The 26,856-nt window shown below is 68.9% G+C and carries 19 protein-coding genes and 1 tRNA gene; 15 read left to right on the top strand and 5 right to left on the bottom strand.

The genetic code is table 11. The annotated features are described in order from the left end of the window. Window positions 1-445: 445 nt before the first annotated feature. Window positions 446-1,840 carry a zinc-dependent metalloprotease gene (locus tag MRBLWH10_RS09910; RefSeq protein WP_341939723.1) on the bottom strand — a complete coding sequence of 465 codons (1,395 nt, stop codon included), beginning with the start codon at window positions 1,838-1,840 and terminating at the stop codon, window positions 446-448. A gap of 108 nt (window positions 1,841-1,948) precedes the next feature. Between MRBLWH10_RS09910 and MRBLWH10_RS09905 the strand changes: the two genes are divergently transcribed. From MRBLWH10_RS09905 to MRBLWH10_RS09890, 4 genes are all read left to right on the top strand, one after another. Next, window positions 1,949-3,031, top strand: a complete 1,083-nt coding sequence (locus MRBLWH10_RS09905) for a PDZ domain-containing protein (RefSeq protein ID WP_341939722.1) — start codon at window positions 1,949-1,951, stop codon at window positions 3,029-3,031. Window positions 3,032-3,105: 74 nt separating this feature from the next. Beyond that, on the top strand, window positions 3,106-6,015 hold the full coding sequence (locus tag MRBLWH10_RS09900) for a UPF0182 family protein (protein WP_341939721.1): 2,910 nt from the start codon (window positions 3,106-3,108) through the stop codon (window positions 6,013-6,015). A gap of 116 nt (window positions 6,016-6,131) precedes the next feature. Next, window positions 6,132-6,205 (top strand) — tRNA-Met (locus MRBLWH10_RS09895). Window positions 6,206-6,293: 88 nt separating this feature from the next. After that, entirely contained in the window at window positions 6,294-7,103 is an 810-nt protein-coding gene (locus tag MRBLWH10_RS09890) for a carbon-nitrogen hydrolase family protein (RefSeq protein WP_341939720.1), read from the top strand. 1 nt (window position 7,104) lies between these two features. On the opposite strand, the gene MRBLWH10_RS09885 is transcribed toward MRBLWH10_RS09890, so the two are convergent. Next, window positions 7,105-8,307, bottom strand: a complete 1,203-nt coding sequence (locus MRBLWH10_RS09885) for an aminotransferase class I/II-fold pyridoxal phosphate-dependent enzyme (RefSeq protein WP_341939719.1) — start codon at window positions 8,305-8,307, stop codon at window positions 7,105-7,107. A gap of 100 nt (window positions 8,308-8,407) precedes the next feature. Between MRBLWH10_RS09885 and MRBLWH10_RS09880 the strand changes: the two genes are divergently transcribed. The 3 genes from MRBLWH10_RS09880 to MRBLWH10_RS09870 are packed head-to-tail and all read left to right on the top strand — an operon-like array spanning window position 8,408 to window position 12,816. Further along, window positions 8,408-10,081: a trypsin-like peptidase domain-containing protein gene (locus tag MRBLWH10_RS09880; RefSeq protein WP_341939718.1), complete on the top strand. Its 1,674-nt coding sequence runs from the start codon at window positions 8,408-8,410 to the stop codon at window positions 10,079-10,081. A gap of 48 nt (window positions 10,082-10,129) precedes the next feature. Further along, window positions 10,130-11,383 (top strand): CDP-glycerol glycerophosphotransferase family protein, encoded by a 1,254-nt coding sequence (locus tag MRBLWH10_RS09875; protein WP_341939717.1) that lies wholly within the window; start codon window positions 10,130-10,132, stop codon window positions 11,381-11,383. Next, a complete protein-coding gene (locus tag MRBLWH10_RS09870; protein ID WP_341939716.1) occupies window positions 11,380-12,816 on the top strand; it encodes a CDP-glycerol glycerophosphotransferase family protein in 1,437 nt (478 codons plus the stop codon). Before MRBLWH10_RS09875 ends, MRBLWH10_RS09870 begins: the two co-directional genes overlap by 4 nt. A 6-nt stretch (window positions 12,817-12,822) precedes the next feature. On the opposite strand, the gene MRBLWH10_RS09865 is transcribed toward MRBLWH10_RS09870, so the two are convergent. Further along, entirely contained in the window at window positions 12,823-13,893 is a 1,071-nt protein-coding gene (locus MRBLWH10_RS09865; protein WP_341939715.1) for a glycosyltransferase family 2 protein, read from the bottom strand. 172 nt (window positions 13,894-14,065) lie between these two features. Here MRBLWH10_RS09865 and MRBLWH10_RS09860 point away from each other — a divergent pair, with 172 nt between their 5' ends. The 6 genes from MRBLWH10_RS09860 (at window position 14,066) to MRBLWH10_RS09835 (ending at window position 20,031) form a co-directional block, all read left to right on the top strand. Continuing rightward, window positions 14,066-15,355 (top strand): CDP-glycerol glycerophosphotransferase family protein, encoded by a 1,290-nt coding sequence (locus MRBLWH10_RS09860; RefSeq protein WP_341939714.1) that lies wholly within the window; start codon window positions 14,066-14,068, stop codon window positions 15,353-15,355. Next, window positions 15,352-16,128 (top strand): biotin--[acetyl-CoA-carboxylase] ligase, encoded by a 777-nt coding sequence (locus MRBLWH10_RS09855; protein WP_341939713.1) that lies wholly within the window; start codon window positions 15,352-15,354, stop codon window positions 16,126-16,128. The genes MRBLWH10_RS09860 and MRBLWH10_RS09855 overlap by 4 nt, the downstream gene beginning before the upstream one ends. A gap of 87 nt (window positions 16,129-16,215) precedes the next feature. Further along, window positions 16,216-16,734 carry a PH domain-containing protein gene (locus MRBLWH10_RS09850; protein WP_341942584.1) on the top strand — a complete coding sequence of 173 codons (519 nt, stop codon included), beginning with the start codon at window positions 16,216-16,218 and terminating at the stop codon, window positions 16,732-16,734. 107 nt (window positions 16,735-16,841) lie between these two features. Further along, entirely contained in the window at window positions 16,842-17,966 is a 1,125-nt protein-coding gene (locus MRBLWH10_RS09845) for a 5-(carboxyamino)imidazole ribonucleotide synthase (RefSeq protein WP_341939712.1), read from the top strand. Between the two features lie 128 nt (window positions 17,967-18,094). Next, window positions 18,095-18,562 (top strand): 5-(carboxyamino)imidazole ribonucleotide mutase, encoded by a 468-nt coding sequence (gene purE, locus MRBLWH10_RS09840; protein ID WP_341942583.1) that lies wholly within the window; start codon window positions 18,095-18,097, stop codon window positions 18,560-18,562. Continuing rightward, on the top strand, window positions 18,559-20,031 hold the full coding sequence (locus tag MRBLWH10_RS09835; RefSeq protein ID WP_341939711.1) for an LCP family protein: 1,473 nt from the start codon (window positions 18,559-18,561) through the stop codon (window positions 20,029-20,031). Before purE ends, MRBLWH10_RS09835 begins: the two co-directional genes overlap by 4 nt. Window positions 20,032-20,229: 198 nt before the next feature. Here the strand turns inward: MRBLWH10_RS09835 and MRBLWH10_RS09830 are convergent, their stop codons facing one another. Then, window positions 20,230-20,799 (bottom strand): hypothetical protein, encoded by a 570-nt coding sequence (locus MRBLWH10_RS09830; protein ID WP_341939710.1) that lies wholly within the window; start codon window positions 20,797-20,799, stop codon window positions 20,230-20,232. Between the two features lie 143 nt (window positions 20,800-20,942). Beyond that, a complete protein-coding gene (locus MRBLWH10_RS09825) occupies window positions 20,943-22,706 on the bottom strand; it encodes a DUF4012 domain-containing protein (RefSeq protein ID WP_341942552.1) in 1,764 nt (587 codons plus the stop codon). Window positions 22,707-22,816: 110 nt separating this feature from the next. On the opposite strand from MRBLWH10_RS09825, the gene MRBLWH10_RS09820 reads away from it, so the two are divergent. Together MRBLWH10_RS09820 and MRBLWH10_RS09815 are read left to right on the top strand one after the other, a co-directional pair. Further along, the gene (locus tag MRBLWH10_RS09820) at window positions 22,817-23,890 is read left to right on the top strand and encodes a glycosyltransferase (RefSeq protein ID WP_341942551.1); all 1,074 of its coding nucleotides are present in this window, start codon (window positions 22,817-22,819) and stop codon (window positions 23,888-23,890) included. A gap of 70 nt (window positions 23,891-23,960) precedes the next feature. After that, the gene (locus MRBLWH10_RS09815; protein ID WP_341942550.1) at window positions 23,961-26,810 is read left to right on the top strand and encodes a hypothetical protein; all 2,850 of its coding nucleotides are present in this window, start codon (window positions 23,961-23,963) and stop codon (window positions 26,808-26,810) included. Window positions 26,811-26,856 lie beyond the last annotated feature (46 nt).

Below are 26,856 nucleotides of genomic sequence, written 5' to 3'. Positions count from 1 at the left end.
CGTCGGCGAGAGCCTCCCTCATCCGGTACTCGGAGCGTCCGTCGACGTGATCGATGCTCTCCACCCATGCCGCTCGGAACGAGACCTCCTCGTCGACGAGCAACGGTTCCACCCGCGCCAGCAGCGCTCTGGCCTGCCGGTGGGGAGCACCGGCACCGTGGGCGATGACGTCGAACGACACGCGCCGGAAGCCGTTCGCCATACGCGCCAGAAGCAGCTCGACCCAGGGGGCGTCGACTCGCACCCTGACGTCCCCGTCGACGCCGAACTGCAGGGTCTCCCCGTCGCGCCACAGCAGCGGCAGCGCGGGGTCGAGGCGGGTGATCGTCTTCGAGGTCAGCGGAGGCATGCCCCGATTCTGAAGAGTCCGGCGCCGCCGTGGGGCGGGCCGGACTCATCGGTGGACAACTCGTCCGTGGAGGGTGGCGGAGGCATCCGCCGGCGGTCAGACGGGTCGTTCGTCTCCGGGGCCGGGCTCGTCGTCTTCCGCACCGGCGTCCGGCCCGCTGTCGGAGAAGTCATCGCCGTCGAGGAGGCGTGCGAGCGCCTCGTCGAACTCGTCGGCCTCTGGCTGCTCGCCACGGGCGAGCGCCTGCAGTCGTGACACGAGGGCGCTCGGGTCGTCGATGTCCTCGGCGGTCGGCATGAGGTCCGGGTAGTCCCACAGCGCGTCGCGGGCGGCCGTCCCGACGGCATCCGTCACCGCCTGCCACATGGCGGAGGCCTCGCGAAGGCGGCGCGGACGGAGCTTGAGCCCGACCAGGGCGCCGAGAGCGTCTTCGGCGGGACCGCCCACCGCGCGACGTCGCCGCGCAGCCTCGGCGATGCGTGCGCCGTCGGGCAGCCGGGAGGTCGCCTGCGCCGTGACGACGTCGACCCATCCGTCGATCGTCGCCACGAGGTTCTCCAGGCGGGCCAGAGCCTCGCGCTGCGCCTCCGTCTGCGCGGGCAGCAGGGCGCCGCCCTCGATGGCGGCCCGCAGCTCCTCGGGGTTGGACGGGTCCAGGCGGCTGGCGACGTCTTCGAGGGCGTCCATGTCGACGGACACTCCGCGGGCGAAATCGGTGATCTGCGCCATGACGTGCAGGTGCAGCCACTTCGCGTGCCGGTACAGGCGGGCGTAGGCGAGCTCGCGCGTGGCGAGGTACAGGGCGATCTGATCCTCGGGGATCTCCAGGCCCTCGCCGAAGGCGGTGAGGTTCTGCGGGATGACCGCCGCCGTCCCCGCAGGGAGCACGGGGATGCCGACGTCCCCTCCGGAGACGACCTCGAGCGACAGGTTGCCCAGCACCTGACCGAACTGCGCGGCGAACACCGAGCCGCCGAGACCCCGCATGAGCTTTCCCGCGCCCTGCACGATGCCGCGCATCTCCTCGGGGACCTGGGTGTCGAGGGCGCCGGTCAGCGCATCGGCGATGCTCGTCGACACGGGGTCGGCGATCTCCTTCCACACGGGCAGGGTCGCCTCGACCCACTCACCGCGGGTCATGGCCTTGGGGGCCTCCGACAGCTCGGAGATCGTCGTGACCTCGCCGAGCCACAGGTTCGCCAGGGCGAACGAGTCGACGAGAGACGTGCGGGAGCCGTCGGTGATGCCGAGGCCGTCGCGGTTCGCGATGTGCAGGGCCTGACGCAGCGCGTTCTCCCAGGGGTCGCCGTTGAAGGCGCCCTGCAGCTGGGACATGATCGTCTGCATCATCGCCGGGTCGAGCTGAAGACCCTCCATGCCGCCGAGGGCGTTGCGCAGCTCCTCAGGGTCGATGTCTCCACCGCCCTGGCCGGACATCATTCTTCGGAGGAACTCCTGGAAGTCCTCTGGGGTCGGATCGTTGTCTGACATCTCGCTCGCCCTCTCAGCACGCCTATAGCCGTGGGATCTACGCTAGTCACCGAGACAGGTGCACGGTCCCGTTCGCTGTACGCCGCTCGCGAACGACGGAGGATTGCTGTGGATCGAACCCGGTCTGTGAAGCTCGGACTGGGCGTATGGGCGCTGATCGTCGCACTGATCTCCCTCGCCGTGCTCACGTTCCTGCCCTCGCCGTACGTGATCCAGCGACCCGGTCCTGTGTACAACACGCTGGGGACCGCCGCAGGGGCCGACGGCGAGAAGGTGCCGCTCATCAGCGTCAAGGGCGCGGAGACCTTCGAGACCGCCGGCAGCCTGGACCTCACGACCGTCCAGGTCGTCGGCAACCGCGAGCGCACGCCCAGCTGGTTCGAGCTCGCGCTCGCCTGGTCGGACTCCTCGCGCGCGGTCGTGCCCCTCGACTCCGTCTTCCCCGAGGGCGTCACGACCGAGCAGCGCGATGAGCGCAACTCCGCGATGATGGTCGATTCGCAGCACGAGGCGACGGCGGCGGCTCTCGGCGAGCTGGGCTACGACACGGGCGCGCAGGTGACCGTGGTCGAGCCCGCGGCGGACTCGCCCGCCGACGGAGTGCTCCAGGCCGACGACGTGATCAGCGCCATCGGCGGCGTCGAGGTGACCTCGATCACGCAGCTGCGCAAGGCCGTGCAGGATGCCGCCGGTGCCCCCGTCTCCTTGACCGTGCTCAGAGGCGGCGAGGAGAAGCAGGTGGAGGTCACTCCGCAGAAGCACACCGAGGGCGACGTCACGACCTGGCTGATCGGTGTCTCGCTGCGCACCGAGTACCACTTCCCGATCGACGTGACGATCCAGCTCGACAACGTCGGAGGGCCGAGCGCCGGAATGATGTTCGCGCTCGGGATCATCGACACGCTCACCCCCGGCGAGCTCAACGGCGGCAAGGACGTCGCCGGCACGGGCACGATCGACGCCGCCGGCACGGTCGGTCCGATCGGTGGCATCCGCCAGAAGCTCTACGGAGCGCGGGATGCCGGCGCCGACTACTTCCTGGCTCCCGAGTCGAACTGTGCCGACGTGGTGGGCCACGTGCCGTCGGGGCTGACCGTGATCAGCACCTCGACGCTGGAGGAGTCCCTGAGTGCTCTCGAGGTCATCGCCGACGGGGGAGACGTCGACGCCCTGCCCACCTGCACGAAATGATCGCGCAGCGCCCGTGACCTCTCCGTGATCGGACAGAGAGCCGCCGCATAGTAAGGCATGCCTAGGATGGGACGGTGACCTCGACCTCTTCTCCGAATCCGGCCACGCCTCGAACCTCACGACGAATCGTCGGGATCTCGCTGGTGATCATCGCCGCGCTGATCGCGGGCTTCTTCGTCTTCGCGTCGCTGTACACCGAGTTCCTCTGGTTCGACCAGCTGGGATTCACGACCGTGCTGACGACGCAGTGGTTCGCCACCGTGCTCATGTTCGTCATCGGCTTCCTGGGCATGGCGGCGCCCCTGTTCGTCGCGATCCAGCTCGCCTACCGGCTGCGACCGGTCTACGTGCGGCTGAGCTCTCAGCTCGACCGCTACCAGGAGGTCATCGAGCCGCTCCGGCGCCTCGCGATGTGGGGCATGCCGATCTTCTTCGGCCTGTTCGCCGGCTTCTCCGCCGCCAGCCAGTGGAAGACCGTGTGGCTGTGGGCGAACGGCGTGGCGACCGACGCGGTCGACCCGCAGTTCGGCCTCGACACCGGCTTCTACATGTTCGCGATGCCGTTCTACACGATCCTCCTCGCGTTCGTCTCGGCCGTCCTCCTGCTCTGCCTCCTGGTCACCGCGCTGGTGTCGTACCTCTACGGCTCCGTGCGCATCGGTCAGGGCGAGCTGCGCATCTCCAAGCCCGCGCGCATCCAGCTCGCCGTCATCGCGGGCCTCTACCTGCTCGTGCAGGCGGCGAGCCTCTGGCTCGACCGGTACAAGACCCTCGTCGCTCCTGACGACCGCATCACCGGAGCGGCCTACACGGGCGTCAACGCGACGATCCCCGGACTCGCCATCCTCGCGGTGGTCGCGGCTGTGGTGTCCGTGCTGTTCTTCGTCACCGCCATCATCGGACGCTGGCGCTTCCCGCTCGCCGGTACCGCGCTGCTGCTCGTCGCGTCTCTCGTCGTGGGCGTCGGATACCCGTGGATCGTCACGACGTTCCAGGTCAAGCCGAATCAGAACGCGTACCAGTCGCAGTTCTACCAGCGCAACATCGACGGCACGAAGGAGGCCTACGGCGTCGCGGACGTCGAGGTGACCCCCTTCACCGCGAAGACGGATGCCGAGGCCGGCCAGCTCCGCGAGGACGCCGACACCACCGCCTCCATCCGCATCATCGACCCGAAGATCGTCAACGACGTCATCCGCCAGCAGGACCAGGCGCGCGACTACTACCAGTTCCCGCAGACGCTCGACGTCGACCGGTACCAGGTCAACGGCGTCGCCCAGGACACGGTGGTCGCCGTCCGCGATCTCGACATGGCGAACCTCGGCGACAGCGACACCTGGAACAACCGCGTCGCGGTGTACACCCACGGCTACGGGCTGCTCGCGATGGCGGGCAACCAGCGCACCGCGTCGGGCGAGCCGGTGTTCATCGAGCGCGGCATGCCCACCTCGGGAGACCTCACCGACTCGGAGAAGTACGAGCCGCGGATCTACTTCGGTGAGAACTCGCCGGAGTACTCGATCGTCGGCGCCCCCAAGGGCACCGACCCGGTCGAGATCGACTACCCGCGTGGTGCGGAGGGCGATGCCAACACGACGACGACCTTCGACGGGAACGGGGGGCCGGCGATCGGCGACACGTTCACGAAGCTGCTGTACGCGCTGAAGTTCCAGTCCGAGCAGATCCTGTTCTCGAACCTCGTCAACGAGAAGTCTCAGATCCTCTACGACCGCGACCCGAAGACCCGCGTGCAGAAGGTCGCCCCCTACCTCGAGCTCGACAGCGACCCGTACCCGAGCGTCGTGGACGGACGCGTGGTGTGGATCGTCGACGGCTACACGACCAGCGCCTCGTACCCGTACTCGACCAGCGTGAGCCTCTCCAAGGCGATCGCGGACTCGAGCACGCCGACGCCGTCGCTCGCGATCGACGAGATCAACTACATCCGCAACTCGGTCAAGGCCACGGTCGACGCGTACGACGGTCACGTGACCCTCTACGCGTGGGACAAGAGCGATCCGGTGCTGCAGACCTGGCAGAAGGTCTACCCGTCCACGCTGAAGCCGATCAGCGAGATGTCCGGCGACCTGATGAGCCACGTGCGCTACCCGACCGATCTGTTCAAGGTGCAGCGCGACATCCTCGGGATCTACCACATCGACGACGCAGGCTCCTTCGCGCAGCTCGACAACCGCTGGCAGACTCCGAAGGACCCGCGGAGCAAGGAGATGCTCCAGCCGCCGTACTACCTGAGCATGAAGATGCCGGGGCAGGATTCGCCGCGGTTCTCGATGTTCTCCACGTTCATCCCCGCCTCCTCGGGGTCGAGCAGCTCGCGAGACGTGCTGATGGGCTATCTGGCGGTCGACTCGGATGCCGGCGGCGACAAGGGCAAGAGGGCGGACGGCTACGGCACTCTGCGATTGCTCGAGATCACCGACGACACCACCGTGCCCGGTCCTGGCCAGGTGCAGAACACCTTCGACTCCGACCCGGTCGTCGCCGAGAAGCTGAACGTCCTGACGATCGGAAAGTCGGAGGTCGCGTACGGCAACCTGCTGACGCTGCCGGTCGGGGGCGGCCTGCTGTACGTGCAGCCGGTCTACGTGCAGTCCGCCGACAACACCCAGGTTCCGAAGCTCCGGAAGGTGCTGGTCGCCTTCGGCGGCAACGTCGCCTTCGAGGACACGCTGACAGCGGCGCTGGATGCCCTGTTCGGCGGCGAGGCCGGGGCGGCGGGTGGTGACGGGCAGGTCACGCCGACCACTCCGGAGGAAGGGGGCACGACTCCTCCCGACGAGGGCGGAACGACGCCTCCTCCGTCGGACGCGGAAGCCCAGGCTCTCTCGGCAGCAGCTCAGGCCCTCGCCGACCGTGAGGCCGCGCTGAAGGCCGGCGACCTCACCGCGTTCGCCGAGGCCGACAAGAGGCTGACGGACGCCGTCAACACCCTGCTCGCCCTGGACGGCGACACGGGCAAGTGACACCGATCCGATGAACGAATGGGCGCTCCGCGAGGGGCGCCCATTCGCGTCTCGGGGGAGTGTTCGCGGCCTCGATTCGCGCACCCTCAGAATCCGTGTTAGGCTATCCCTTGTGCCGCGGGGTGGAGCAGTTCGGTAGCTCGCCGGGCTCATAACCCGGAGGTCGCAGGTTCAAATCCTGTCCCCGCAACAAGAGAAGGCCCCCTGATCAGGGAAATCTGATCAGGGGGCCTTCGCCTTTTCCGGCCGTTCGGCCCGGGATGCGGGAGGATGGGTGCATGTCCGAGACCGCAGCCGTGCCCGTCGCCGTATGCCAGTTCGCGCCCACGGCTGTCCGTGAAGAGAATCTCGAGCGGATCGCACGGATGACGGCGGACGCCGCGCGCCGCGGAGCGGCGCTGGTCGTGTTCCCCGAGTACTCCGGCTACTTCGTCGAGCCGATGGACATCTCGCTGGCGGAGAACGCGGAGCAGCTCGACGGGGAGTTCGTCTCGACGCTCACCGCTCTCGCCGCCGACCACGGCGTGGCGATCGTGGCGGGCTTTGCGGAGCGGGCCTCGGATGAGGGGCGAGTGCGCAACACGGTCGTCGCGGTCCGCGGAGACGGCGTCCTCGCGACGTACCGCAAGCAGCATCTCTACGATGCCTTCGGCCAGACCGAGTCGGACTGGGTGGAGGCCGGTGACGTGGGGGAGGCGGCGACGTTCGAGGTCGCCGGCATCCGCTTCGGGCTGATGACCTGCTACGACCTGCGCTTCCCCGAGGTGGCGCGGACGCTCATGGACGCAGGCGTCGACGCGATCGTGGTCCCGGCCGAGTGGGTGCGCGGCCCGCTCAAGGAGCACCACTGGACGACGCTGCTCGCGGCGAGGGCGATCGAGAACACCGCCTACGTGATCGCCGCCGACCACCCTGCGCCGATCGGCGTCGGACACTCGCAGATCATCGATCCCCAGGGTGTGGTGCTCGCGGGCATCGGCGTCGTGGAGGGGATCGCGGTCGCCCCGGTGGAGCGCTCCGCCATCGACCGCGTGCGGGCGGCGAACCCGGCACTGCGGGTCCGGCGCTACCGGGTGGTGCCGCGCTGACTCAGGCGTCGAGCGCAGAAAGCCGCCTCGCGGCCTCTTCCAGCACCTCGACCCGCTTGCACGCGGCGAAGCGGACCAGGCCCGTGTAGTCCCCACGGCGCCCCTCGGAGACGAACGCGGAGAGGGGGATGGCGGCGACTCCCGCCCGCTCCGGAAGCGCACGGCAGAACGCCGCGGCATCGGTTCCCCCCAGCGCCGTCGCGTCGGCCACCGTGAAGTAGCCTCCCTGCGGCGCGTGCACCGTGAAGCCGGCGGCACGAAGACCGTCGCCGAGGATCGCGTGCTTGCGCTCGAGGGCAGCCGCGGCCTCGGTGAAGGAGGAGTCGGGCAGACGGAGCCCGACGGCCACAGCGGGCTGGAACGGCGATCCGTTCACGTAGGTGAGGTACTGCTTGACGGTGAGGACGGCCGTGATGAGCGCGGCGGGGCCGTGCACCCAGCCGATCTTCCATCCCGTCGTCGAGAAGGTCTTGCCCGCCGAGGAGATCGTGAGCGTGCGCTCTGCCGCTCCCGGCAGCGTCGCGATCGGGGTGTGCGGGGAGCGGAACGAGAGATGCTCGTACACCTCGTCGGTCACGATGATCGCGTCGTGCCGGTGCGCCAGACGCACGATGTCGGCGAGCACGTCGGGGCCGAAGACCGCCCCGGTGGGGTTGTGCGGGTCGTTCACGAGGATGATCCGCGTGCGATCCGAGACCGCTGCGGCCAGCTGATCCCGATCGGGCTGGAAGTCCGGCGCCCGCAGCGGCACCGTCACGAGCTTCGCCCCGGCGAGGGCCGCAGCGGCCGCATAGGAGTCGTAGTACGGCTCGAAGACGACGACCTCATCGCCGGGACCGTCGATGAGGGCGAGGAGGGTCGCGGTGAGCGCCTCCGTCGCACCCGCCGTCACGATCACCTCGGTGGCGGGGTCCACGTGAAGCCCGTAGAAGCGCTCCTGGTGCTCGCTGATCGCCGCGAGCAGATCGGGCACACCGCGACCGGGCGGATACTGGTTGGCGCCGTTCGCGATCGCGGCTCTCGCAGCCTCCAGGACCTCGGCGGGGCCGTCCTCATCGGGGAAGCCCTGGCCCAGGTTGATGGCCCCTGTTCTCGCCGCGAGTCCAGACATCTCTGCGAAGATGGTGGGCGCGACGCCTCCGTCGGATGCGAGCAGTCCTGCGCCCGCTGCCGTGCGCCTCCATGCGCCGGGAATGACACTCATGAAGAACAGGCTAAGGCCATAGGTGAAACTCACCTTCGACATAAGAAACGCACAGACACGGGCGGCACTCTGAAGGGGCGTTGCTGAAGGAGCAGACACCATGAACGAAGACAACACCCAGGACAACCCGGCACTCCCGTCGAACGACGCCGTGCCGACCACCGATGCCGCCCCGTTCGTCGACCGTTCGACGTCGGATGCCGCAGCTGACACGCCCGCTGTCGCCTCCACGCCCGTCGTGGATGCCCCGGCGGCACCCGTCGCACAGGGACACGAGGTCCCGTCGACGTTCACCTCGGCGCAGACGGCTCCCGTCGCTCCGTCGGCCCCGGTCGCCCCCGCGGTGTCGGCCCCGACCCCGTTCGGCCAGGCGGCGCAGGCAGGACCCTACGCCCCCGCAGCATCCACGGCTCCCCAGTTCTACGGAGGCCAGCAGGCGCAGCCGCAGATCGCGGCGACCTCGCCCGGAGCCGCGTTCGGCATCCACGACGGCACCCAGCCGACCGTCCCCCTCGGCGCCCCGCAGGCGTTCACGACGGGCGACCCCACCGGTGCCGCCAAGACCAAGGACCAGAAGCCGCGCAGCGGCGTGAAGTTCGCGGCGATCGTCGTGGCCGCCGCCCTCGTGGGAGGCGTCGCCGGCTTCGGAGGCGGCGCGATCTTCACCGGGCTCGGCAGCACCCCCTCGACCGGATCGGCCGAGGGACCGCAGACCGTCACGGTGAACAACCCCGGATCCGTCAACGAGACCACGGCCGTCGCCACCGAGGCGCTGCCCTCCGTGGTCACGATCGAGGTCGCCGGCTCCAAGGAGGCCGGCAGCGGCTCCGGCGTCATCATCAGCGACGACGGCTACGTCCTGACGAACACGCACGTGGTCACCCTGGGCGGGGCCGTCGCCGACCCGACGATCAGGGTCACGACGTCGGACGGCCGCATCTACGACGCCACCGTCGTCGGCACCGACCCCATCTACGACCTCGCGGTCGTGAAGCTGAAGGACGCCAAGGGTCTCACGCCCATCACGTTCGCCGACTCGTCGAAGCTCAACGTCGGAGACACCGCGGTCGCGCTCGGCGCCCCGCTCGGGCTGTCGAACTCGGTCACGACCGGCATCGTCAGCGCGCTGAACCGCAGCATCCAGATCGCGTCCTCGGCTCTGCCGGACTCGTCGTCGCAGGATGCGCCGCAGGATCAGCAGACGCCTCAGGACGGCCAGTCGAGCCCGTTCCAGTTCGACCTGCCGGGCAACACCAACCAGCAGACGTCCGAGTCGATCTCGATCGCCGTGATCCAGACGGATGCCGCGATCAACCACGGCAACTCGGGCGGTGCGCTGGTGAACAGCAAGGGCCAGCTGATCGGCATCAACGTGGCGATCGCGAGCTCCGGCAGCTCCGAGGAGTCCGGTTCCATCGGCATCGGCTTCGCCATCCCGTCGAACATCGCCGAGCGCGTCTCGAAGGAGATCATCGCGGACGGCAGTGCGACCCACGGGCTCCTCGGCGCGTCGGTCCGCGACGCGGCATCGGTCGAGGGCTCCACTCAGGCGGGCGCCTACATCGCCGAGGTCACCGACGGCGGCGCCGCGGGTGCCGCGGGGCTGAAGGCCGATGACATCGTCACCGCGTTCAACGGCGTGCCGATCACGAACGCCAGCGACCTCACCGCCCAGGTGCGGGCCGCGGCGGCCGGCAGCGACGCGAAGGTCACCTACGTCCGCGGAGGCAAGGAGTACGAGGCCGACGTCACGCTCGGCACGCTCTCCAAGTAGCACCCCGCCTCACAGAGAAGGACGCCACCCGCGCGATAGGCTCGCGGGGTGGCGTCCTTCTCTTTCGGCTCCGGCAATGCGGCCAAGCTGCTCCGGATCCCGCTGTACGCCGCCGGCCGCATCGGCACACTGATCGTGCCGCGCGGTCGGCGCTGGGTCTTCGGCTGCGGAGCCGGGATCGGCGACGGCGCGCTGGCTCTGCAGCGGCTGGCGCAGGCGAACGGGCACGACACGCTGTGGCTGACCTCGTCCGAGCGCGAGGAGCGCGAGGCGGCAGCGCTCGGCATCCGCACGGTCCCCAAGGGCGGACTCCGCGGATGGTGGGCCACCGCGCGGGCCGGGGTGCTCGTGGTCACCCACGGCCTCGGCGACGTGAACCGCTACGCGAACGCCGGCGCGTTCGTCGTGCAGCTGTGGCACGGCATCCCGCTCAAGCGCATCGGGCTCGACTCGCCGGCCACGACCCAGGTGCCGAACATCCCTGGAGCGTCGTTGCTGCGCCGGGTGGTCGGTCTCCTCTACCGCGGCGCCGCTCAGCGCATCCGCGTGCTGCCCGCCGCCTCGCACCGCTCGCGCGGTCGGCTGGAGTCCGCGTTCGGGATCGGTGACGCCCGGGTCGTCGTCACCGGCGAGCCCCGGGTGGACGTGCTCTCCATAGGGACCGCCGACGAGCGTCGAGCCGCGGCATCCGCGCTGCTCGTGAGCGCCGTCGGCGAGCTGCCCGACGGAGCCAGGACCATCCTGTACGCCCCGACCTGGCGCGACGGCGCGGCAGATCCGGCGGTGCCGAGCGCCGCGCAGTGGATCGACATCATCAGGACTCTCGAGAGAACCGACTCCGTGCTGCTGGTGCGCTCGCATCCGCTCGGGGAGGGCGGGTACGCGTCGCCTCTGCCCAGCAGGAGAGTGCGGATGCTGGGGGCCGGCGTCCTCGCCGACGTCACCCCCGCACTCCCCGCGGTCGACGTGCTCGTGACCGACTACTCGTCCCTCGCCTACGACGTGGGGCTGCTCGCGACCCCGGTGCTCTTCCTCGGGCCGGATGCCGAGGAGTACGCACGGACCCGAGGGTTCTACGGAGGGTTCGCCGAGGTCGCAGGGAAGGACTTCGCACGCAGCTGGGATGAGCTGATCGCGCAGCTGGAGCCGCTGCTGTCTGACGAGGGCGTGTTCGCCGAGAGGTCCGCGCGTTCCGCTACGCTCAGCGCTCAGATGCATGCGTTCCGCGACGGACGCAACACACAGCGGGTCTACGACGTGATCCGCGCGCGGGGAGTCCCCGCGCCGAAGGGAGCAGTATGACCACGGCCCGGATCGATGAGTCGGCCGAAGAGCTGATCATCTCGGGTGCAGGCGCTCGCCCGGCGAGCGCGACGCTCCTCGGCGCCCGTGCGCGCGTCGACGCGCGCCTCACCGGCGGCGGCAAGACCTGGAAGGCGGTCTTCCCGCTGCGCGCATCGAGATGGGGTGGCGCGCCTCTGCCGCTCCCGGCCGGTGAGTACGAGCTGCGGATCGACGGCGCTGACCTCGGTGCCGTGGAGATACCGTCGACCCTGCTCGCGGGGCTCCGGATCGCGGTGCACGCGGGCGCAGTGGTGATCGGCGCTCCGATCGATCCGGTTTACGAGACCGCGGAAGGGCAGTCGACCCTCGAGGAGCGCTACGTGGCGCAGGCGGGTGGCACCGAGAACGCGGTGTTCTTCGAGAGCTTCTACGGCAAGACGGTCGGCTGCAACCCGCAGGCGATCGACAGGGCGCTCGCCGCGCTGGCGCCGGGGGTCACCCGGTACTGGAGCGTCGTCGATCTCTCCGTCGCCGTTCCCGACGGCGCCATCGCCGTCGTCGAAGGCAGCCCGGAGTGGTGGAGAGCCAGGGCGGCCGCACGTCTGCTGGTGGTGAACGACTGGCTGCGTCGGCGCTTCGCCCGTAAGGCGGGCCAGCGAGTCCTCCAGACATGGCACGGCACCCCGCTGAAGAGGCTGGCGCTGCATCGCCCCGGGTTCGACCCTCGGCGCATGGCGGCCGTGGTGAAGGAGTCGCGCCGCTGGGACGTGCTGCTCGCTCAGAACACTTACTCCGAGCGGATCCTCCGCAAGGCCTACGCGTTCTTCGGTCGGCCGATCTGGGTGGAGGGCTACCCCCGCAATGACGCGCTCGTCTCCGGCGATCCTGCGCTCGTGCGCACGGCCCTCGGCATCGCCGAGGGGGAACGCGTGCTCCTCTACGCGCCCACCTGGCGGGATGACCGCCGGGAGATGGTCGACTTCATCGACCCCGAGGCCCTCGCCGCCCAGGCGGATGCCGTCGTGCTCGTCCGAGGGCACTCGCGCACCATCGACACCGGACGCGATCACGCCGGAGCGCGGGTCATCGACGTGACCGGATTCCCCGAGACGTCGCAGCTCCTCCTCGCCGCTGACGCGCTGATCACCGACTACTCCTCGGTCATGTTCGACTTCAGCGTCACGGGCAAGCCGATGTACTTCCTGGTTCCCGACCTCGACCATTACCGGGGTCAGCTCCGGGGGTTCTACTTCGATCTCGAGGAGAGGGCGCCGGGGCCGCTGGTCCACACCCAGGAGGAGCTGGCCGCCGCCCTCGCCGACCAGGGGCACGAGTCCGCCTACGCGGAGCGCTACGCGGCCTGGCGTGCCCAGTTCAACACCAGGGATGACGGCCACGCCGCCGAGCGCGTCGTGTCGCGCATCCTCGACCAGGGCTACGTCACCCGCTGATCCGTGTCAGGGCAGCGGGGTGTTCCTCGTGCCCAGCCGTGACGCGTCCACGGTGTCGCCCGCACCGCGCAGCACGCCGCCGAGGAAGCCGAGCCCCCACGAGAGGTGCATGGTCGGCATGACGAGCAGCGTCCAGAGCCGCTGTCGGATGCCGCCGCCTCCGGGAGCGAGGGCGACCGCGACGTCGAGCAGGATGTAGATCGCGAGCGGCAGGTAGACGAGGGATGCGACGAGCGACACCACGCCGGAGAGGACGCCGGTCGCCTGCAGCACGCCGACGATGAGGGCGAGAGCGACGAGCAGCACCAGCGCAGGCGGAGCGAAGAAGCGGATGCCGTTGCGCCGACCGAACCTGCGCACGAGCTCGCCGCGCCACGCACCGGTGGCGCGGAACTGCCGGGCCAGTCGCAGCCAGTTCTCGCGCGGCCAGTATGTCACCGACAGCTCGGGATCGAACCACACGCGGTGTCCGGCCTGGCGGATGCGGAGGTTGAGCTCCCAGTCCTCGCCCCGCCTGATCGACTCGTCGAAGAGGCCGACCTCCTCGAGCACCGATCGCCGCATGACGCCGAGATACGCGGATTCGGCTTCGCCCTCCTGGGATCCGCCGTGATAGGCGCCGCCGCCGAGGCCGACGGGGGAGTTGTAGAGGCGGGCCACGGACCTCTGGAAGGGCGTGCGCCCCTCGGCGTGCATGACGCCGCCGACGTTCGCGGAGTCGGTGCGATCCAGCGTGTCGATGGCGCGGGCGGCATAGCCGGGGGAGAGCTCGGAGTGCGCGTCGACTCTGATGATCGTCGCGTACCTGCTGGCCCGGATGGCCGCATTCAGTCCCACCGGGATGTGCGCTGCCGGGTTCTCGACGAGACGGATGCGGGAGTCCTCACTCGCGAGCCGCTGCGCGAGCTCCGTCGTCCCGTCGGTGGAGGGGCCGAGCGCGAGCACGAGCTCGGCGGGGATGTCGAGCCGCTGCTGCAGGACGGAGGCCACGGCGTGCTCGAGGTAGGCCCGCTCGTTGAGCACCGGCATGACGAAGGACACCCCGTCGGGATGCTCGGTGGTTACGTGGTCAGGCACATGATGATCATGTCATGACGCGATCGGGGGTTCGCTGACCGAGGGCGGCGGTGACGTCGGCGCGTCCGCGGATCGACATGGAACCGGATTCTCGGATAACGGAACCATCTCTATCCCTCTCGGGAGCCGCCGAGGAGCCGAGCGCGCGACCCCGACTCGGTACTCTGGAGGGATGGGTGCAGTGTCCGACGCGAAGAAGGCCTACCGACTGCTCAGACGCGCACTCCGCTCACGCTCGGCCGTGCAGCGCGTGCGTCGACGCCTCGCAGAGGACGGCCCGCACCCTTCCGGGCACTTCAAGGTCGCCGTGTACTTCGCAGACGGCGCCGTGAACATGTACCAGATGCGTCAGTGGTACCGTCCGCTGGCCGAGCTCGCGAAGCGCTGGCCCGTCGTCGTGCTGTCCCGGGTCGCCACGGGCGCCGAGAAGCTCCTCGACGAGGACGCTCCTCCCGTCGCCTTCGTGCCGACGGTGCGAGACCTCGAGAGGTACATCGCCGATCAGGACATCCGGATCGTGCTGTACGTGAATCAGAACACGCGCAACTTCCAGATGTTCCGCTACGGCCGGCGCTGGCACGTCTTCATCAACCACGGCGAGTCCGACAAGATGTACATGACGACGAATCAGTACAAGGCGTACGACTACGCGTTCGTCGCGGGGCAGGCGGCGAGAGACCGACTCAGCCGGACGCTGTGGGACTACGACATCGACCGGCGCACGATCGAGATCGGGCGCCCGCAGGCGGATCACTACTCCGGGGCACTGCCGTACACGCCCGATGAGCGCACCGTCGTGCTCTACGCGCCGACCTGGGAGGGCGACCGCCCGAGTGCGCACTACGGCTCGATCGCGTCGCACGGTGAGGCTCTCGTCGGCGCGCTGCTCGCCACCGGCCGTCATCGCGTGCTCTACCGCCCCCACCCGCGGAGCGGCGTCATCGACGACGGGTACGGCGCCGCGCATCGTCGCATCGTCGCAGCGATCGCGGCGGCCAATGCCGCCGACGCGACAGCCCAGCACGTGTACGACGACGGCCCGGAGCTCGGCTGGCAGCTCGCGGCCGCCGACGTCGCGATCGTCGACATCTCCGCCATGGTCTACGACCGCCTCGCTGTGGGCAAGCCCCTCATGATCACCCGTCCGGTCGACGAGCAGGCGTCCGTGGACACGAACGGCTACCTCTCCGACTGCGAGTGGCTGACCGCGGATGCCGCGCGAGACATCGTCGCCGAGGTCGAGCGCGTCCATGCCGACGAGGCGGCGATCGCGCGTCTGCGCATGTGGGTGCAGCACTACTTCGGCGATACCACCCAGGGAGTCGCCACGGAGAAGTTCCACGCCGCCGTCGAGCAGCTCATGCAGAAGTGGGAGCGCTGGCACGCCCACGAGATGGGCGCGGTCCGCCCCGATGAGGACGATGACGACGAAGAGGGCGACGAAGACGACGTGGACGAATGAGCGTGCAGCTCCCGCTCACCGAAGCCGTCGCCTCGCGGCTGCGTGTCCTCTCCGAGACGGGGTCGACGAACGCCGACCTGAGGGCTCAGTCCGCGGATGCCGGAGGCTGGCCTCATCTCTCCGCGATCGCGACCGACAACCAGACCGCCGGCAGGGGCCGCCTCGACCGCAGCTGGATCGCCCCTCCCGGCGCGGCGATCGCCGTCTCCGTGCTTCTTCGCGAGCTTCCGCAGCGTCCCGAGGCGAGGGGATGGATTCCTCTGGCGGCGGGGGTGGCGATGTCAGATGCGATCGCCGCGCAGTTGCCCGGACACGACGTCGCCGTGAAGTGGCCGAACGACATCCTGGTCGACGGAGGCAAGATCTGCGGCATCCTCGCCGAAGCCGTGACCGAAGCGGTGATCGTCGGAACCGGTGTCAACACGGGGATGGCAGCGTCCGACCTCCCCGTCCCCACCGCGACGTCGTTCGCGGTGCTCGGCGCGGAGGCCGATGCCGATCGGCTGATCGCCGACTATCTGCGCGGCCTCGACCGGCTCCTGACGGCGCTGATCGACGCGGGAGACGCCGTCTCCAGCGGACTCCACTCCGCCGCGAGCGCTCGCTGTGCGACCATCGGCGCTGAGGTGACGGTGTCGCTGCCCGGCGACAGGACGCTCCAGGGCACCGCGCTCTCGCTTGACGACGACGGGCGCCTCATGGTCCTGGCGGACGGCGTCGAGCACGCCGTCTCGGCCGGTGACGTCGTCCACGTCCGCCCCGCCCGAGACTGACACGCCCGGAGTGCGGGCGCCGTTGTCGGTCGGTGCATGCACAATGGAGGGGTGACCCAGCCCGTGACTCTCGGAGGCCGCCCGACGATGCCGCCTCCCGGCGTGCCCACGGAAGAGCTCCTCATCGCGAAGTTCCGTGGTCAGGCGCGACGGCTGTTCTGGTCGGCGCTGGTCCTGATCGCGACGTGCGGCGCCACGGCGTACTTCTACGGGAATCTCCCTGCGCCCTTCGAGGACTGGATGCTGCTGACGGCGGCCGGGCTGCTCATCGTTCTTCTGGTCATCGTTCCCTACGTGATCTGGCACTCGCGGACCGTCACGATGACCACGCGCAGGGTGATCGTCAACAACGGCGTGGGGTCCAGGAACCGGCGCGAGATGTCTCATGCACGCGGATACTCGATCGGCGTTCGGCGCGGGGTGCTGCAGCGCATGTGGGGCGCAGGGACGATCACGCTCACCAACGGCGTCGACGCTCCGCTGCGTCTGGCGAACGTGCCCAACGTCACGCTGGTCCACGAGACCCTGGCCGACCAGATCGAGGTCAGTCAGATCCTCGCCCACAGAGACGCGCAGTCCGGCGCCGAGACGCCCTTCGGCATCTGAGTCGTCTCTGCCGCCGACGAAGCCGTGCAGTCTCGGTCGGTTGAGAGACCGTGTCACCCGCTCCCGCACCGGTGCGGGAGAATGGTCATGACGAATGGAGGCGGCACATGGCGCTGCGTGTAGGCGTGATCGGTGGAGGCCAGCTGGCCAGGATGATGATCGCTCCGGCGGTCGAGCTCGGGCTCGACCTGCGGGTGCTCGCAGAGGGCGACGGCATGTCCGCCCAGCTCGCCGCGACAGCGGTGGGCGACTACCGTGATCTGGACGCGGTGCGGGCCTTCGCGAAGGACGTCGATGTGATCACCTTCGACCATGAACACGTCCCGCAGGATGTGCTGCGCGCGCTCGTGGCGGAGGGCGTCTCCGTGCACCCGGGTCCCGATGCCCTCCAGTTCGCCCAGGACAAGCTCGTCATGCGGGCGCGTCTGGCAGAGCTCGGCGTGCCGCAGCCCGAATGGGCAGCCGTGCGGGATGCCGATGAGCTGAAGACCTTCCTCGATTCCCACGACGGTAAGGGGGTCGTGAAGACCCCGCGCGGCGGCTACGACGGCAAGGGCGTACGAGTGGTGCGCGCCGCCGACGAGGCGCAGGACTGGTTCGATGCGCTGGCAGAGGGGGAGGCGCTGCTGGTCGAGGAGCTCGTCGGCTTCGTCCGCGAACTCGCGCAGCAGGTCGCTCGGCGACCCGGCGGGCAGATCGTCGCGTACCCGGTCGTCGAGACGGTGCAGCGCGACGGCGTCTGCGCCGAGGTCATCGCTCCGGCGCCTGCCGCACCCGACAGGCTCGTCCAGGTCGCGGAGGAGATCGGGCGTGCGATCGCCGAAGGCCTCGGAGTGACCGGGATGCTCGCCGTCGAGCTGTTCGAGACCGACGACGAGCGCATCCTCGTGAACGAGCTCGCGATGCGTCCGCACAACAGCGGACACTGGAGCCAGGACGGCGCCGTCACCGGGCAGTTCGAACAGCACCTGCGTGCCGTCGCCGACCTGCCGCTCGGCGATACCTCGCCGCGGGCCGCCTGGTCGGTCATGGTGAACATCCTCGGGGGCCCTTCCGAGGGGACGCTCGACGAGCGGTTCGCCGCCGCCATGACAGAGCATCCGTCGGCGAAGATCCACACCTACGGCAAGGCGCCCCGCCCTGGGCGCAAGGTGGGTCACGTGAACGTGTCGGGTGACGATCTCGACGACGCGGTCTATGTGGCCCGCGCCGCAGCGGCGCACTTCGTCTGAGCGGTCGCCCGCTCGACGACAGTGCGCGTCGAGGTGTGCCGCTGGGGGGTTCTCACAGCGCGAGACCTTAGCCTGATCTGGTGACTGAGCCACTGCACTCCTCCACCGCTCCTCTCGTCGGCGTCGTCATGGGCTCCGACTCCGACTGGCGGGTGATGAGCGACGCCTCTCAGGCGCTCACCGACTTCGGGATCCCGCACGAGGTGGAGGTGGTCTCCGCCCACCGGACCCCCGACAAGCTCATGTCCTACGCGCGAGAGGCCCGCGGCCGTGGTCTCCGCGTCATCATCGCGGGAGCCGGGGGAGCCGCCCATCTGCCAGGGATGCTCGCCTCGATGACGCCGCTGCCCGTGGTCGGGGTGCCCGTGCCTCTCGCCTATCTCGACGGCATGGACTCGCTGCTGTCGATCGTGCAGATGCCGGCGGGCATCCCCGTCGCCACGGTGTCCATCGGAGGGGCGAAGAACGCGGGGCTGCTCGCCGCCCGCATCCTCGGCACGTCTGATGCTGACCTCGCGGATCGGGTCGAGGCCTATGCGCGGGACCTCGAGTCGCAGGTCGAGGACAAGAACGAACGGCTGAAGGAGTCTCTGTGACGCTGGCCGCGCCGCGTGCAGCCGGGCGTCCGCTGATCGAGACGCGCCCGCTGCGGCATCCCGACGTGTCCGACTCCGGGACCATGATCAAGCGCGGCTGGTGGCTCGTCGCTCTCAACGTCCTGCTGCCCGGGTCCGCCCAGCTCCTGGCGGGTAGCCGACGACTGGGCCGCTTCGGTCTGGGGGCCACTCTCACTGCCTGGTTCCTGGTCATCGTCGCGGCGGGCCTCGCGCTCTTCGCGCGGCCCACGCTGCTGTGGCTCACGATCGGCGCCGGATGGTTCTCCGCTGTCGTCCTGACCGTGGTGCAGGTGCTGCTCGTCGGCTACGTCATCCTGTGGATCGTCCTCACCTTCGACACGCTGAGACTCGTGCGGCTCGTGAAGATCCCGGGGCTGTCGAAGTTCGCGCTTCCTGTCGTCACGCTGCTGCTGCTCGGGCTCGTCGGTTCGGTCACCGGTGTGGCCGCCTCCTATGTGGGCACGGTGCGCAGCACGATCTCGACCATCTTCGGCAGCAGCGGCCCGAGTCTCCCCGCCAGCGACGGCTACTACAACATCCTCCTGCTCGGCGCCGACAGCGGCGAAGGACGCGACTCGATGCGCTTCGACAGCATCTCGGTCGTCTCGGTGAACGCGACCACCGGTGCGGTGACCATCACCGGCATCCCGCGAGACATGCCGAACTTCCCGTTCGCCGAAGACAGCCCGATGCGTGATCCGGAGCTCGTCGGCTTCGACTACCGCAACTACTTCGAGGGGCACAACGACTCGAAGTGCGGATGGGGTCCTGGCATCAACCAGCTCACGAACGCCGTGCAGGTGTGCCGCAAGGACGAGGGCGCGAGCCTCTACCCGAACGCGACGGCGCAGGGTTCCAACCCCGAGATCGAGGCGACGAAGGATGCCGCTGAGGGCATCCTCGGCATCAAGATCCCGTACTACGTCTTCCTCGACATGAAGGGGTTCGCGAACCTCGTGGATGCGCTGGGTGGAGTGAAGATCACCGTCGCCGAGCGTCTACCGAAGGGCGGGCCGCCCCCCGGTTCCGGCGCCCACGACGTGGACTCCTGGGCGATCGGCTGGATCGAGCCGGGCGAGCAGACCATGGACGGCGATACGGCCCAGTGGTACGCCCGCTCGCGGTACACGACGAGCGACTGGGACCGCATGCTCCGGCAGCGACAGCTGCAGGAGGCGATTCTGGCGCAGTTCACGCCGCAGACCGTGCTCACGCGCTTCAATGAGGTCGCGGCGGCGGGTACCGCCCTGGTGCACACCGACCTGCCCCAGGACAAGCTGCCCGAGTTCTTCGATCTCATGACGAAGGCGAAGGAGCAGCAGGTCAGGACGATCGAGCTGACTCCTGACAACGGCGTGCCTGAGAAGGGCATCGACTTCGGTTCCATCCACCAGATGATCCAGGATGCGCTGCACCCGCCGACGGAGACTCCGACGCCGACCCCATGAGACGCGGGCTGCGGCCCGAGCTGATACCGGCGGGTCATCTCGTGCAACGCGGGCATGAAAAAGCCCACGGCCGCCACCTGAGAGTGAAGGGGGCGGTCGTGGGCCTCCGGTGAACCACCGGATTTACCAGACGACGGTGATCGGAGGGGGAGGGATCACCGTCGTCCAGTCGATCACCGCACAGGGCGGCGATCAGATCTAGGCGCTCTTGCGGCGGGAGACTCCCACGGCGACGAGCGCTCCACCTGCGACGAGAGCTGCTGCTCCGCCGCCGAGGATCCACGGCGACACGCTGCCGCCCGTCAGAGCGAGCTCCATACCACCGGTGAGCGGAAGCTCGCTGCCGGCGGATGCGACCGTCGGATCGTGGTCGCAGCTCGTTGCGGCATCGTGCCCGTGCGAGACCGTGATGGTCGCGGTGTACGAGCGCGAGCCGGAGAACGAGACTCCGTAGGAGCCCTCGCCGTTGGACGGCGGACGGAACGTCAGGACGAGGCTGCCGTCTGCGGCAGCGGTGTTGCCCGAGACCGCCGAATCGGCGGCGTTGAGTCCGGACACCGACACGCCCACGTGCTCGGACGGCTGGAAGTAGCCGGCGCCGAAGACGATGGTCGAGACCTCGCAGATGTCGACGATCGGATCGTCGACGCTCACGCTCGGCGGCTTCGCGTACGAATCGGACGCGGCCGTTGCGGCATTGGCGGCGACCGGTGCGGTGAGCACGAGTGCGCCAACGGTAAGGCTGATGGCAGCCAGTTTCTTCAGCATGATTCTCCCCAGAAATTCACGCGGAATCGCAACCGAACACACCCCTGCATTCGACTGCGTGGGCCCTTCCTGTCCCCACGACAGGATGATAGGGCCCAGATATTCCCCAGTGCAGACGACACTACATCATCTGCATGGCAATGTCACGAGGCGCAGCGCAGTTCCTCACGATGGATCGCGGGGTCCCTCACGAGAGGGGTGTGGGTCACCTCGGTGAGGCGCGCGCCCGCGCCGTCGCCCTGGAACTCGACCGTGATCGTCGTCGACTCGCCGGGTGCGAGGAGCACCTCGTGCTGCACGGCGGACCGTGTGCCGAGGGTGGCGGTCTGCACGGGGTCCTCCTTGCCGTCGCGGTGGATGCGCGACGGTGTCGCCCCCTCGGGCCCGTAGACGGTGATCAGCGTCCGCACCGATCCTGCGGCGACGCCGTAGAAGCCGTCCGCCGTCACATAGGGAGGCAGCGCTGTCGCCGCATCCGCTGGCGCGCCGTTGGTCCACGTCACCTGCACGCGTGTGGTCGGACGCCCCTGGCACGAGCCGATCGACGTGGTGATCTCGGCATCCGTGTAGTAGTCCATCTTGCCGCCGGTGGTGTCGTTGAAGAGCACCCCGACGTATGTCCCGTTGGGGCCGTCGACCGGGAGCGCACCGCCCAGCGACGACGAGGCGAGGATCCTCTCCTCGTCCTCGTGGGCGCTCCACACGCGGATGCGGCCCTGGTCGGCGGAGGTGGCGAGAGCTCCGACGAGATCCTTCGGAGCCGCTCCCGAGAGCGTCGCGCCGAACAGCGCGGTCGCGGCCTGGGCGAACACCTCGTCCTGCACGGCGGGGTCCGGCACGGCGGCGTAGATCTCGGAGAGCAGCAGGCTGACGACGTTGTCCTTGTCGGCGGTGAAGGGCCCGAACGCGATCGGGCCGGTCACGGCGAGGAGGTTCTTCGTCATCACGGCGTCGACCGCGATCACCCCGTCCACCGTGGTGCCGAAGCGTCCCTGCCAGCGGGCGGCGATGAGCGGCGCGGCCTCGGTGAAGTCGGGGATGTTGGTGATGTTCTGCAGGTAGCGCCCCGGGCGATCCTCGAACAGTGCGACGGTCGACTCGCTGAGGGAGAGCGAGGCATCGAGCGCGGGGAAGTCGCGCGTCGACGCCTGCTGGCTCAGGGTGATCCTCCCGCCCTCGGCGTGCAGGAGCGCGATGGCGCCGATGATGCCGCCGGAGGAGCGGACCTCGGCGTTGTTCTGCATCGCGATCACATAGTTGCGCGGTCCTTCACCGCCGAGCATGCTCGGCAGGAGCGCTGACGCGCCGTGCAGCGACCCCACGACGGTCGCCGCCTGCGTGACGGTGGTGCGCAGCTTGCGGACCGCGTCCGCGAGGGGAGGGAGCGTCGCGTCGGCGTCGATCTGGCGTGCCCTCGTCACGGCCGAGGCGAGCGTCGCGTCGGCATCCGCGAGCGACGGCTCGATCTTGGCGAATGGCGTCAGATCGATGGTCCCGTTCGAGAACCCCAGGCTCGCGAGATCGAGATCCCCTGCCGCTTTCAGCACGGGGTTCAGCGCGTCTGTCGCGATGTCATCGGCGATCTCCGCGACGTCGCTCACCGCGGTGAAGTTGGGGCCGATCCACGGGACGAATCCGAAGGCATGCCAGACCGGGTCGGAGGTGAGGTCGTGGGCGGACCCGGCGTGGTGGGCGATGCGCTGGGAGACGGTCGCCGCCTTCTCGAGGTCGCCGTCGCCGATCGCCTTCTTCAGCTGACCGGATGAGGCGGCGACCTGCTGCAGGTCGTTCACGGCCCCGATTCCCCGCACGGTCACCCAGCCGACGGCCAGGAGGAGGAGGGTCACGAGAACGCCGATGGTCCAACGGAGCCACCGGCGACGTACCGGAAGACGCCCGTCGCTCATGCGAGCATTCAAGCACGAAGGCGCCTGTGCGCGTGAGCGGATGCCGGGAATCGGCGGCCATGCGGGCCGGGCTCCCAGGTTCCCGGCGGCACCGCGATTACCCTGGGGGCATGGGTGCTCGGCTGCGTGTGGTTCTGGATCAACTCGTGCACGTCGCCGATGCCGACCACGCCTCCGCGGCGCTCGATCTCGCGGCCGGTCTGGTCGAGACCGCGCCCTCCGGGTGCGGGGTGGAGGCGATCGTGCCGTCGGGATCGACCGTGTCCATCGCCGGCATGGCCGACGTGCGCACGCTCGGCCTCGCGCGCCGCGAACTCGCGGCGTCGTGGCAGATGGGACTCGCGCCCGGCGTCGGCGGAGGCCTCATCCACTCGGCATCCCTCATGGCTCCGCTCGTCCGGCACGATCGCGTGCACGACAACGACCAGACCACGGTGACGCTGTGGGACCTGCGTGCCTGGGAGGCGCCCGAGACGCTGTCGAAGTCGACGGTCGTCTGGCAGCGCGGGATGCTGCGCAGGGCCGTGAAGCACGCGGACGCCGTCGTCGTCCCCTCGCACGCGGTCGCCGAGCGGCTCGCGGCGCTCAGCAAGCTCGGTGATCGCATCAGGGTCATCCCCGGAGCCGCCCCACGGGCGCTCGTCGTCCCGCTCGATGCGTCGGCACGGCGCGCAGCGCTCTCGCTCCCCGCCCGGTACATCGTGCTCACGGGGACGGCCTCGTCGCTGACGGCGGGGTTCGCCGCGGCGGCCGCCGTCGATGCGGACGCCGTGGTGCTCGACGTGCCAGAGGGTTCAGAGCCGCGTCTCGCGGAGCTTGCTGCCGCGGCAGGACTGTCCGAGTCCCGCGCCCACATCCGTGGAGCCCTCGCAGTGGAGGACCGAGCCGCGATCTTCGCGGGTGCCGCTGCCTTCGTCGCGACCGCCGACGAGACCGCCTGGCCCTGGCGCGTCGTCGAGGCGATGACGCTCGGCGTGCCCGTCATCGCCGTGGCCAGCGGCGTGCACCGCGACGTGATCGCCGACGGGGGAGCGGTCGTCGCCGAGTCGGAGATCCCGGAGGCCGTCGCAGATGCACTCGGCTCGGGTGCGAGGCGGCTCAGCGTGCTCGGCGCCGACCGATCCCGATCCTTCTCCTGGGCGAGTTCGGCCGAGCGTGTGTGGGGACTGCACGCCGATCTCTGAGGGCCGCTGTTCCGCGTGATCATGCGTGTCAGATGCCCTTTCCTGGGAATCTTCCGTCAGACTTGAGCGCATGACTGGACAGGCCCCGCGTCCGCATCGCTTCTTCGTGCCCCGACGAACCATGGCGAGTCTCATCGCCGTCGCCGCTCTCGTGCTCGGAGTGCTCGTCCCCACAGGGGCCGCGGTCGCAGCGCCATCCGCTTCCGTCCCGACGACAGGGGCGCTGTCGGGTATCAAGCCGATGACTCTCGACGGGTTCGATCCGGGCAATCTGATCAGCGATGCCGTGTTCACCGACAAGAACGCCATGACCGAGGCGCAGATCCAGTCGTTCTTCAACAGCAAGGTCAGTCGCTGCCTCGGAGGGATCGATGAGGAGGGGCAGCCGATCGTCTGCCTCAAGGACTTCAGGATGTCCACCGTCAATCGGCCGGCCGATTCCTACTGCTCGGGCTACACCGGTGCGCCGAACGAGAGCGCGGCGACGATCATCTACCGCGTTTCTCAGAGCTGCGGGATCAACCCGCAGGTTCTCATCGTGATGCTCCAGAAGGAACAGGGCCTGGTCACGCACACATGGCCGAGCGGGAAGAGGTTCCGAGCTGCGCTCGGACAGGGCTGCCCTGACGGCGGCATCCCGTGTGACCCGAAGTTCGTCGGTTTCTTCCACCAGATCTACGGGGCGGCCCGTCAGATGCAGATCTACATGGAAGGCAGATACTTCACGTACTACGCCCCGGGCAAGACGTGGAACATCCTCTTCAGCCCGTACCCGGAGAGGAACTGCGGCAGCGCACCGGTCTTCGTCGCGAACAAGGCGACATCGGCGCTGTACTACTACACCCCGTATCAGCCCAACGCGGCCGCCCTCCGCGCCGGCTACGGCGAAGGCGACGGATGCTCCGCCTACGGTAACCGGAATTTCTACAACTACTTCACCGACTGGTTCGGTTCGACGCAGGGGGTATCGAAAGACGACCCCTTCGGGGGACTCGAGATCTTCGAGACCAGACCCGGAGTGATCGTCGCTGCCGGTTGGGCGATCGACCCCAACTCGACGGACCCGGTCGCGATCCACGTCTACGTCGGAGCCGCCGGGTTCCCGTTCCAGGCGAACCTCGAGCGCGCGGATATCGGACGGATCTATCCGAACTTCGGCAGCAGACACGGATTCATGGCGGAGGTGAAGCCACCTTCTGCGGGTGAGTACGACGTGTGCGTCTATGCCATCAACATCGGTGCCGGCAAGAACCGCACGATGGGCTGCAAACGAATGGTCGCTCTGACGGGGCCGCCCATAGGCGCGTTGGAACAGGTCTCACCCCAGGTGTCGAGCATCGACGTCGCCGGATGGGCGCTGGACCCCGACACGGCCGAGCCGATCGACGTTCATGTGTACGTGGACGGCGTCGGCCAGGCGACGAAGGCGGACCGCGAACGGGCGGATATCGGGAACGCCTACCCGAGAAACGGTTCCAAGCACGGCTTCAGTCTTTCTGTGCCCGCGACCAAGGGCAGTCATGAGGTCTGCGTCTACGCCATGAATCTCGGTCCGGGGAGCACGACCGTCCTCGGATGTCGGACGGTCGAGGTGAAGGGCGCGGTGATCGAGGAGAAGGGGCGGCCCCCCGTCGGCTCCTTCGAAGCGCTCACGTCGAAGGACGGAACGGTGACCGCGGCGGGGTGGGCTCTCGATCCCGACACCGCCGATCCGATCAAGGTCCACTTCTACGTCGCCGGAGTGGGACAGGCATTCGACGCGAACAAGTCGCGTCAGGACATCGCCAGTGCTTTCCCGGGATACGGGGACAAGCACGGATTCGATGCGACCTTCGTGGTGAGCACCGACAACGCCACGGTCTGCGCGTACGCCATGAACAACGCCCAGGGCGGCAACACGTCTCTCGGGTGCCGAGACGTCGCAGTCGCCGACATGCCCGAGAAGGGCCGCACGCCGATCGGATCGCTGGAGAGCGTGCAGGTCGACGGCGACACGGCTCGCATCGGCGGCTGGGCTCTCGACCCTGACACCCGCAAGCCCATCAAGGTTCATGCATATGTCGGCGCGAGTGGCACGGAGTACACGGCTGACAAGAAGAGAACGGATGTCGGCAGCGGGTATCCGGGCTACGGCGACAACCATGGATTCGATGAGACGATCAAACTTCCCACAGGGAAGTCGTCCCTCTGCATCTACGCGATCAACACCAAGGGATCGGTGCATACCCTTCTGGGATGCCGTGACGTGAATGTCGTGCCGCCGCTGCCCGAGCTCGGGCGTTCTCCCGTGGGGTCCCTGGAGCTCTTCCGCGTGACGTCGAACACGGTCAACCTGGCCGGTTGGGCACTGGACCCCGACACCAAGGCATCGATCCCGGTGCACGTGTACGTCGGCTCCTCCGGTACGGCCTACGTCGCGGACAGGACTCGCTCCGACATCGCGGGGGCTTTCCCCGCGTACGGGGCCGCGCACGGCTTCGATATCACCGCGACCCTCCCTCAGGGAAAGAGCACGGTCTGCGCCTACGCGATCAACACGGGGCCGGGACCTCACACTCTGCTCGGGTGCCGTGACGTGACGGTCGGCTCGCCCTCCGGAGATCTCGGACGCGCTCCCATCGGCAACTTCGAGGCGCTCATCGGCGGCCAGGGATCGGCGATCGTGGCGGGCTGGACCCTCGACCCGGACACGACTGATCCCATCGCCGTGCACATGTACGTCGACGGGGTCGGGGTCCCGTACGTCGCCGACCTGGAGCGTGCGGATGTCGCTGCGGCCTATCCCGGAACCGGTACCCGGCACGGCTTCTCTCAGAAGATCGACATGAGCCCTGGCACACACCAGGTGTGCGTGTTCGGAATCAACAACGGGGCGGGTTCACACACGCTTCTCGGTTGCCGGTCCGTCGTCGTCAAATAGCGACGGCCGGAGGAGCGCAGAACACGATCCTCCGGCCGTTCGGCAT

This window comes from Microbacterium sp. LWH10-1.2 (genome assembly GCF_038397765.1).
GTDB lineage: Bacteria > Actinomycetota > Actinomycetes > Actinomycetales > Microbacteriaceae > Microbacterium > Microbacterium natoriense.
Note: the sequence above shows the minus strand (reverse complement) of the source record. Positions and strands in the feature narration are given on the sequence as shown.